Raw genomic sequence first — 8,871 nt, 5'->3', positions numbered from 1 at the left:
CGATGCACGCCCGGCCGCCCCAGCCCAGCAGCGAACCGGCCGCGTAGAGCACGCCGACGACCGCGGCCATGGCGACGGGCAGCGCACGCGGCGGTATGCGCCTGGCGTAGTCGCCGCTCATCGCGCCGTGTCCCTTCCTGCCCCCGGTGGAGCTGATCGGCCCCCGCGATACGGTGCCGCCGCACGCCGGGGGAGAGTGGGTCCACGACCCTCGCCGCCTCGTACAACGGCCGGAAGGTCGCGGATCGTGCCCCGCGCAGGGTCGGCGCGAGGTGGCGGGCGAACCGGCCGGCCTGGGGGGAGCTTGCCTGCCGGAGCCGCCTGCCTGGGATCAGCGACGTTGCTGCACTACGGGATCACCGTGTCGCTCACTGTACGTTCGGTAGGTCACGGAGCGATTGAGGCTGAGCGTCCACCCGGCGACAAACGACCGGGCCGCGGCCCCGTTTGGGACGTCCGAAAGCCGATCGTCACCGTATCGGCGGCTTGCACCGGCATGACGCTCGGTGACGGGGAACGACCTGCCCGCCGGATCCGTACTACCTACGGGAGGCGTTCATGCGACTGCACACGATCGTCCTGGTCTCGGCCGCGGTGGTCCTCGCGGGCTGCTCGTCCTCGTCGTCCGGCGGCGGCGGGGACGGCGGCGGGCGCACACCGCCGCCGCTGTCGTCCAGCGCGTCGGCAGGCCCGGACGGGAAACCGCGGACGGTGGCGGCGAACCTGGAGGTGCCGTGGGCGGTGGCGTTCCTGCCCGGCGGCGACGCCCTCGTCACCGAACGCGACTCTGCCCGCCTCGTGCGGGTCACGGCGTCCGGTGACAAGACGACGGTCGGCACGGTGCCCGGCGTGGAGCCGCAGGGCGAGGGCGGGCTACTGGGCGTGGCCGTGTCCCCGTCGTACTCGACCGACCATCTGATCTACCTGTACTACACGGCCGCGTCGGACAACCGTGTCGTCCGCGCCACCTATGACGGGCGCCTCGGTACACCCGAGCCGATCGTCACCGGCATCCCGAAGGGCCCCAACCACAACGGCGGGCGGCTGAAGTTCGGCCCCGACAAGATGCTGTACATCACCACCGGCGAGACCGGCGACGGCCCCCTCTCCCAGGACAAGGACTCCCTCGCCGGCAAGATTCTCCGCGTCACCCCCGACGGGAAGCCCGCCCCCGGCAACCCGTTCGGGAACCGCGTCTGGACGTACGGGCACCGCAACGTCCAGGGCCTCGCCTGGGACGACGAGGGCCGCCTCTACGCCACCGAGTTCGGGCAGAACCGCTTCGACGAGATCAACCTGATCGAGAAGGGCCACAACTACGGCTGGCCCGAGGTCGAGGGCGACGAGGACGGCGACGGCTTCACGAAACCGCTGCTGACCTGGACGACCGACGAGGCGTCCCCGTCCGGCCTCGCCTACGCGGACGGCTCCCTGTGGGCCGCCGCCCTGCGCGGCGAACGCCTCTGGCAGGTCCCCCTGGACAACGGCAAGGCCGGCAAGCCGGTCGCCCGCTTCGAGAACGACTACGGCCGCCTGCGCGCCGTGGTCAAGGCCCCGGACGGCTCCCTCTGGATGACGACCAGCAACCGCGACGGCCGAGGCGACCCGGCCCCGGACGACGACCGCGTCATCGACGTCCCCCTCAGCTGACCGCCGTCCCGTGGCGCCGGCCACGGGACGGCGTCACGCATCAGGCGAGCTTCTCCAGGATCAGCTCACGCGCGCGCCCGGCATCGGCCTGCCCACGGGTGGCCTTCATGACGGCGCCGACAAGAGCACCGGCGGCGGCGACCTTGCCCGCCCGGACCTTGTCCGCCACATCGGCGTTGTCGGCGATCACCTGGTCGATGACCGACGACAGCTCGCCCTCGTCGCTGACGACCTTCAGGCCCCGCTTCGCGACGACCTCGTCCGGCGGGCCCTCCCCCGCGAGGACGCCCTCGAACACCTTGCGGGCCAGCTTGTCGTTCAGCTCCCCCGTCGAGATCATCGCCTGGACCCGGGCGACCTGCTCCGGCGTGATCGGCAGATCCGCCAGCTCGACGCCCTGCTCGGTCGCGCGCCGCGACAGCTCGTTCATCCACCACTTCCGGGCCGCCGCCGCGTCGGTGCCCCGCGCGACCGTCGCCTCGATGAGGTCGACGGCGCCGGCGTTGACGACGTCCCGCAGCTCCAGGTCGGACAGGCCCCACTCCGCCTGGATGCGCCGCCGCCGCGCCGCCGGCAGCTCGGGCAGCGTCGCGCGCAACTCCTCCACCCACTCCCGCGACGGCGCCATCGGCACCAGGTCGGGCTCGGGGAAGTACCGGTAGTCCTGCGCCTCCTCCTTGCTGCGCCCGCTGGTGGTGCGGCCGCTGTCCTCGTGGAAGTGCCGGGTCTCCTGCACGACGCGCCCGCCGGCGTCCAGCACCCCGGCCTGCCGCTCGATCTCCGACCGGACGGACCGCTCGACCGACCGCAGCGAGTTGACGTTCTTCGTCTCCGTCCGCGTCCCCCACTCCTGCGCGCCGCGCGGCATCAGGGAGACGTTGACGTCGCAGCGCATCGAGCCCTGCTCCATGCGAACGTCCGACACACCGAGCGAGCGGACCAGCTCCCGCAGCTCGGTCGCGTACGCCCGCGCCACCAGCGGCGCCTTGTCACCGGTCGCCGGAATCGGCTTGGTGACGATCTCCACCAGCGGGATGCCGGCCCGATTGTAGTCGACCAGCGAGTACTCGGCCCCATGGATGCGCCCCGTCGAGCCGCCCACGTGCAGCGACTTGCCGGTGTCCTCCTCCATGTGGACGCGCTCGATCTCGATCCGGTACTTCTCGCCGTCGACCTCGACGTCCAGATGACCGTCCACGCACAGCGGCTCGTCGTACTGCGAGATCTGGAAGTTCTTCGGCATGTCCGGATAGAAGTAGTTCTTCCGGGCGAACCGGCACCACTCCACGATGTCGCAGTTCAGCGCCAGCCCGATCTTGATGATGCCCTCGATCGCCGCGTGGTTCGTCACCGGCAGCGCCCCCGGCAACCCGAGGCACACCGGACAAACCTGCGTGTTCGGCTCCGCCCCGAACCCGGTCGGGCACCCGCAGAACATCTTCGACGCGGTGCCCAACTCAATATGCGTCTCGATCCCCAGCACCGGCTCGAACTTGCCCAGCGCCTCGTCATAACTCATAAGCGCATCTACGCTCACAGGTATCCCAGTCCCTTCAACGCCTCTTCCGTCTCGGCCACCCAGTCGGCATACGCCGGTATCTGCGCGAGCACGTCGAGGTCGACGTTCTGTCCTATGTAATCGAAGTAGTCGGCCCGCGAACGACGCCCGCTCCCTGGACGAACGGCGTCCAGCACAGGCTTCGGATCGCTGATCTTCTCCACGTCGCGCGGGCGGTCGGGCATGCCCGACGTGTCACTGCCCCGCAGTCCCGCCCAGACCGCGCGGTCGGCGAGCAACCACGCCTCGGTCTCCCGCACCGGCACCAGCGGGATCACGGGTGTGGCCAGCCCCTGCTCCCGCAGGACCTGCACGACCTTCTCGGCCTTGCCGCGCTCGTTGTGGTCGTTGTGGACGCAGATCAGGTGGCAGTCCTCTGCGAGTTCCGTGACCGCCCGGCAGACCCGATCGGCGTCCTTGATCGTCCAGCACTCGCCGATCTCGGTCTTGGCGACGTCCACGACGTGCCGGGCGCCCTTCTCCGTCAGCGCCCGGAGTTGACGGAACACCACGGCCCCTAGGAACCGCTCGTCGGTGGTGTTCTCTGCCAGGAGCCCCGGCACCAGCGGGCGACTCACAGCTCGTCCTGCCGCACGGTGCCGAGGTATTTGCGAACCTGCCGGGGAGACACGAATGTTCCCGGCTCCCCCTCGTCCCGGACGGGCTTGGCCACGGTGACCCGCGACACCCGCTCCTTCTCCGGGTCGACGCGGACGGCCGTGTCCATGAACACCAGCGACTCGGGGCGGGTGCGGTACAGCTCCGACACCACCACAGGCGAGTGGCTCGTGATGATGACCTGCCGCAACGGCCGCTCCAGCGACTCAGGGTCGTTCAGATCGGTCACCCGCTCCTGAATCCGCCGCAGCAACTCGGCGAGCCGCCCCGGGTGGAGCCCGTTCTCGATCTCCTCAACCATGAGCACGCCCGAATGGTCGGGATCGTGCAGCGCCGCGAGGAGCCCAAGGATCCGCAGTGTCCCGTCCGAGAGGAGTGTGCTGGGGACGGCCCCCTGCCCCTCGACGACTAGCTCGAAGGACCACTCCTGGTGTCTCTCATTGACCTCGGTCTTGATCTCCCTGACGTCCGGAATGAGCGCGGCAAGGTCCACCACAAGGTCATCCAAGGCATCGGACGAGCGCATCCGTCCGAGGACGGCGGCCAGGTTGCTGCCGTCCGGCGCCAGGGCGACAACGTCCGCCAACGAACCCCTGCCGCGCATCAGCCGTGGCTCGGGCACGTACTCGCGCACGCTGTCGATACCTGCCCTGATTCGGCTCATCACCCCGGAGAAGGCCTGATCAGCAGCCGTGGGACTGATCGCCTCATGCACGCCCTGCCACACTCGCTGCTGAACGGGAGCGGGAAAGGTCGCCTGCTCGGGGACGTGGAGTATTTGTAGCCGATTGCCGACCTCGCCAGGGATGCCCTTGTCGTCCAGCCGGGTTCCTGCGCGTGTGTCGACACCCACGAATCCGTCCGGAAGCCGCAGCAGTCTGCCTACTCGGACCGCAATCTCCTCGACCGGAGCGCCCTTGACGACTCGGTGAAACAGTTCGAACGGGCGTCCCCGCCGGGCTTCGAGCAAGGCCGTTTCCGGCGAGCGCAACGCCTTCTGGTTGAACTCGATGGCGTCGAAGAGGTTGGATTTGCCGCTGGCGTTGGGGCCGACGAGGGCGAGGAACGGCGGGACGTCCAGCTTGAAGTCCAGGAAGGACTTGAAGCCGTCTATCTCGACGCGGGTGATCACTGACGTACCGCCGTTCCGTGGTCGCCTAGAGTTCCGGGGCCTGGGCCAGGAGGGGGCCGCCCCAGCGGTCTTCCAGGGCCCGTTCGACGGCGGCGCCGACGCGGTAGACGCGGTCGTCGCCGAGGACGGGGGCCATGATCTGCAGGCCGACGGGCAGGCCGTCGGACAGGCCGCACGGGACCGAGATCGCGGCGTTGCCGGTGAGGTTGGCCGGGATGGTGCACAGGTCGGCCAGGTACATCGCGATCGGGTCGTCGGCGCGCTCGCCGATGGGGAACGCGGTGGTCGGCGTCGTCGGCGAGACCAGCACGTCCACCTGCTCGAACGCGGCCTCGAAGTCGCGCTTGATCAGGGTGCGGACCTGCTGCGCCTTGCCGTAGTAGGCGTCGTAGTAGCCCGAGGAGAGCGCGTACGTGCCGAGCATGATGCGGCGCTTGACCTCGGGGCCGAAGCCCTCCGCGCGGGTCAGCGCCATGACCTCCTCGGCGCTGCGGGAGCCGTCGTCGCCGACGCGCAGGCCGTACCGCATGGCGTCGAAGCGGGCCAGGTTGGACGAGCACTCCGACGGCGCGATCAGGTAGTAGGCGGGCAGCGCGTACGTGAAGTTCGGGCAGGAGACCTCGATCACCTTGGCGCCGAGGGATTCGAGGAGTTCGACCGTTTCGGTGAAGCGGGCCGAGACGCCGGGCTCGTAGCCGTCGCCGGCGAACTCCTTCACGACGCCGACGCGGAGGCCGTTGACATCGGCGTGCCGGGCGGCGTCCACGACCGGCGGGACGGCCTCGCTCACCGAGGTCGAGTCCATCGGGTCGTGGCCGCTGAACGCCTCGTGCAGCAGCGCCGCGTCGAGGACGTTGCGCGCGAACGGGCCGGGCGTGTCGAGCGAGGACGCGAACGCGATCACGCCGTACCGGGACGATCCGCCATAGGTCGGCTTCATCCCGACGATGCCGGTGACGGCGGCGGGCTGCCGGATCGACCCGCCGGTGTCGGTGCCCGTGGACAGCGGAGCCTCGTACGCGGCGACGGCCGCGGACGACCCGCCGGACGAGCCGCCGGGGATGCGCCCCAGGTCCCACGGGTTGCCCGAGGTCTGGTAGGCGCTGTTCTCGGTGGACGACCCCATGGCGAACTCGTCCATGTTCGTCTTGCCGAGGATGACCAGGCCGGCCTGCCGCAGCCGCGCCGTGATGGTCGCGTCGTACGGCGGCCGCCAGCCCTCAAGGATCTTGGACCCGGCGGTGGTCGGCATGTCCGTGGTGGTGAACACGTCCTTGTGCGCGATGGGGACGCCGGCCAGCGGGCCGAGCTCCTCCCCCGCCGCGCGCCGCTCGTCCACCTTCCGCGCCTGCGCCAGCGTCGTCTCGCCGTCGACGTGCAGGAACGCGTTGACCTGCCCGTCCACGGCGGCGATGCGGTCCAGATGGGCCTGCGCCACCTCGACGGCCGACACCTCACCGGCGGCGAGCAGCTCCCCGAGCTCCGCCGCGCCCTTCTTGACCAGCTCCATCAGGCCTCCTCGTCCAGGATCCGCGGGACGCGGAAGCGCTGCTCCTCGGCGGCCGGCGCACCGGACAGGGCCTGCTCGGGCGTGAGGCACTCCCGTACCTCGTCCGTCCGGTAGACGTTGGTCAGCGGCAGCGCGTGCGAGGTGGGCGGGATGTCCTCCGCGGCGACCTCCTGCACCCGCGCGACCGCGGAGATGATCTGGTCGAGCTGGGCGGCGAGATGGTCGAGCTCATCGTCGCCGAGCGCCAGCCGGGACAGCCGGGCGAGGTGCGATACCTCGTCACGGGTGATGGCTCCGCCGGCGACTTCGTCCCCGGCGGAGCCATGGGAGGCGGCGTGCTCGTCAATCATGGGATGAGAAACCGTTCTGGCGATGTATTGGGTTCGGCCCCATCCTATGGGCCGCGCACCCCGCCGCCCGACCGGTTTACGCAGGCATGATCTCCGCGCGCCGTTTCATCTCCGCATACGGGGAACGCTTGTCTCGTCCACCCCCGGGACGACGAGAGGAGACCGCCGTGACCATCGGCGGCAGCATCGCCCTGATCATCATCGGCGCGATCCTGGCCTACGCGGTCAACTACGAGTTCAGCGGCATCGACATCCGGCTGGTCGGCATCATCCTGATGGTCGGCGGCGCGATCGGGCTGATCGTCGGCATCGTCCGGATCGCGTCGGCCCGCCGCTCCGTCGAGCGCCGCCCCCCGCCGCGCGTCCGCGAGGAGTACTACGAGGACGACTACGAGACCCGCCGGCGCCCCTACTGACCGCGCTCAGTCCTGCCGCGGCGGGACACCGTACGGCTGCGGCGCGTACTGCTGCGGCACCGCCCCCGGCTGCGGATACGCCTGCGCCTGCGGCGGGACCGTCCCCTGCTACGGGTAGGGCAGCGCCATCGTCTTCGGGGCCGGCGGCTTCATCCCCGCCAGGGCGGCGCCCCCGATGACCGCGCACGAGAGCATGGCGAAGCCGCACGCCACCGTCCCGGCCATGTCCTCGGCCTTGAAGTCCTCCGTGGTGACGTAGTCCATCAACCCGAAGAACATGAACGCCATGCCCATGAGGGACAGGGCGAAGATCACTCCACGCGCGGCATTGTTCATGGCGCGCGATCGTACCGCCGCGCCCGACACCATGTAAGACCCTCCGCAAAGTACCCGGTCATGTCTCGCCCACACAGGCGCCGCGGTGTGACGTCCCGTCCTGCGGGGCTTCAATGGGCGCTCCCGGGAGATCACACCGCGGGTTCCGGGGTCGTGCACTGCTGGCGGCCGAGTGTTGTTGAGTGTCCATTGTCGTACAGGAGTGGCGCCTGAAATGCGAAGAGTGAGGCAGCCCGGGTGGTCTAGAGCGTGACAGCGGCCGCGCGTGGGCTCGCCGAGCCGATTCACCACGTGCGGAATCGATGCTTGCGACCAAGTCGATTGCACGTTCGAGACAGATGACTTAAAGTTATGGTCATGTCACCCTCCGAAATCACCGGCGTGATGGCCTCCACGCCACGGCGGCGACCGGGGACGGCCGATTCGGGGCTGCGTGCGATCGATCCGCCGTTCGTCGCCTCCGGCCCGTGCGGGGTGGCGGTCCGAAACCGGCTCAAGGGGCTGACCGCGCTGGACGAGCAGGTGCTGCGCCAGGTCGGCGCACACCTGGGGTCGCTGGCCTCACGTGACCTCAAGGCACGCTGCGCCGACGGGCTGGAGCACGGCGCGGACACGTGGGCGACGCGTAAGCGGGAGTTGACGGGCGCGTCGTCGGCGCGGTGGGCGGGCGCGATCACCAAATCGTCTCATGATCAGTGGGCGCTGGCCCGCCGCTCCCAGTTAGCTCACCTGCAGTCCCTTGAGGAGGGCGTGAGGACGATCGAGCGCCGGTTGTCGCTGCCGGTGGGTGAGAAGGGCACCAAGCGGGCGCCGGGCGGATACCGGTCCCGGCAGGAATGGTTCGCCAAGTCCCGCCGCCTGCGTGTGCTCCAGAACCGGCTGGCCTCCGAGCGCGCCGACTTCGATGAAGGTGTGGTGCATGTGGTGCGGGGCGGTAAGAAGCTGGCCCGTAACCGGCACCATCTCGACGAGGCAGGAGTGACTCAGGAGGAGTGGCGGGCGCGGTGGGAGGCCGGACGCTGGTTCCTGCACGCCGACGGGGAGAGCGGGAAGCGGTACGGGAACGAGACCATCCGTGTCACGCTCGAGGGTGAGGTGTCCATCCGGCTTCCGGGCCCGCTGGCGGACCTGGCCAACGCCCCCCACGGCCGGTACATCCTGTCCGCCCGAGTGCGGTTCGCGCACCGCGGCACCGAGTGGGCCGACCGGGTGGCGGCCAACCGGGCCGTCGCCTACCGCATCCACCTGGACGTGCCCCGGGAACGCTGGTACCTCACCGCCTCCTGGCAAACCCCCAAGAC

General features: G+C 70.0%; 8 protein-coding genes and 1 pseudogene. 3 read left to right on the top strand and 6 right to left on the bottom strand.

Translation table 11 applies throughout. The features are described 5' to 3' along the window. The first annotated feature begins 558 nt into the window (after positions 1–558). The gene (locus HUX53_RS05095; protein ID WP_176402009.1) at positions 559–1,650 is read left to right on the top strand and encodes a sorbosone dehydrogenase family protein; all 1,092 of its coding nucleotides are present in this window, start codon (positions 559–561) and stop codon (positions 1,648–1,650) included. 40 nt (positions 1,651–1,690) lie between these two features. Here the strand turns inward: HUX53_RS05095 and gatB are convergent, their stop codons facing one another. From gatB to gatC, 5 genes are read right to left on the bottom strand one after another with little or no spacing between them, the layout of a single operon-like run. Beyond that, positions 1,691–3,169 (bottom strand): Asp-tRNA(Asn)/Glu-tRNA(Gln) amidotransferase subunit GatB, encoded by a 1,479-nt coding sequence (gene gatB / locus HUX53_RS05090; RefSeq protein WP_176402008.1) that lies wholly within the window; start codon positions 3,167–3,169, stop codon positions 1,691–1,693. Between the two features lie 14 nt (positions 3,170–3,183). Further along, entirely contained in the window at positions 3,184–3,786 is a 603-nt protein-coding gene (locus HUX53_RS05085) for a DUF4276 family protein (RefSeq protein ID WP_176402007.1), read from the bottom strand. Then, a complete protein-coding gene (locus HUX53_RS05080; protein WP_176402006.1) occupies positions 3,783–4,958 on the bottom strand; it encodes an AAA family ATPase in 1,176 nt (391 codons plus the stop codon). The genes HUX53_RS05085 and HUX53_RS05080 overlap by 4 nt, the downstream gene beginning before the upstream one ends. A gap of 25 nt (positions 4,959–4,983) precedes the next feature. Then, positions 4,984–6,468: an Asp-tRNA(Asn)/Glu-tRNA(Gln) amidotransferase subunit GatA gene (gene gatA / locus HUX53_RS05075; RefSeq protein ID WP_176402005.1), complete on the bottom strand. Its 1,485-nt coding sequence runs from the start codon at positions 6,466–6,468 to the stop codon at positions 4,984–4,986. Continuing rightward, positions 6,468–6,818 (bottom strand): Asp-tRNA(Asn)/Glu-tRNA(Gln) amidotransferase subunit GatC, encoded by a 351-nt coding sequence (gene gatC, locus HUX53_RS05070; RefSeq protein ID WP_176402004.1) that lies wholly within the window; start codon positions 6,816–6,818, stop codon positions 6,468–6,470. Before gatC ends, gatA begins: the two co-directional genes overlap by 1 nt. Before the next feature lie 167 nt (positions 6,819–6,985). On the opposite strand from gatC, the gene HUX53_RS40730 reads away from it, so the two are divergent. Beyond that, positions 6,986–7,234 (top strand): DUF6458 family protein, encoded by a 249-nt coding sequence (locus HUX53_RS40730; protein ID WP_176402002.1) that lies wholly within the window; start codon positions 6,986–6,988, stop codon positions 7,232–7,234. Positions 7,235–7,342: 108 nt separating this feature from the next. Here HUX53_RS40730 and HUX53_RS05060 read toward each other — a convergent pair whose 3' ends face one another. Beyond that, positions 7,343–7,570 (bottom strand): hypothetical protein, encoded by a 228-nt coding sequence (locus HUX53_RS05060; RefSeq protein WP_176402003.1) that lies wholly within the window; start codon positions 7,568–7,570, stop codon positions 7,343–7,345. A gap of 357 nt (positions 7,571–7,927) precedes the next feature. Between HUX53_RS05060 and HUX53_RS05055 the strand changes: the two are divergent. Further along, positions 7,928–8,871: pseudogene (locus HUX53_RS05055) on the top strand (IS200/IS605 family accessory protein TnpB-related protein); the annotation flags it as partial.

Origin of the sequence: Actinomadura sp. BRA 177, from assembly GCF_013372625.1 — a bacterium.
In the GTDB taxonomy this organism is placed as follows: domain Bacteria; phylum Actinomycetota; class Actinomycetes; order Streptosporangiales; family Streptosporangiaceae; genus Spirillospora.
Note: the sequence above shows the minus strand (reverse complement) of the source record. Positions and strands in the feature narration are given on the sequence as shown.

What these genes read in the sequence shown, in the direction of transcription:
- HUX53_RS05095 (WP_176402009.1), top strand. Translation starts at nt 559, where the DNA reads ATGCGACTGCACACGATCGTCCTGGTCTCGGCCGCGGTGGTCCTCGCG.
- gatB (WP_176402008.1), bottom strand. Translation starts at nt 3,169, where the DNA reads ATGAGTTATGACGAGGCGCTGGGCAAGTTCGAGCCGGTGCTGGGGATC.
- gatA (WP_176402005.1), bottom strand. Translation starts at nt 6,468, where the DNA reads ATGGAGCTGGTCAAGAAGGGCGCGGCGGAGCTCGGGGAGCTGCTCGCC.
- gatC (WP_176402004.1), bottom strand. Translation starts at nt 6,818, where the DNA reads ATGATTGACGAGCACGCCGCCTCCCATGGCTCCGCCGGGGACGAAGTC.
- HUX53_RS05060 (WP_176402003.1), bottom strand. Translation starts at nt 7,570, where the DNA reads ATGAACAATGCCGCGCGTGGAGTGATCTTCGCCCTGTCCCTCATGGGC.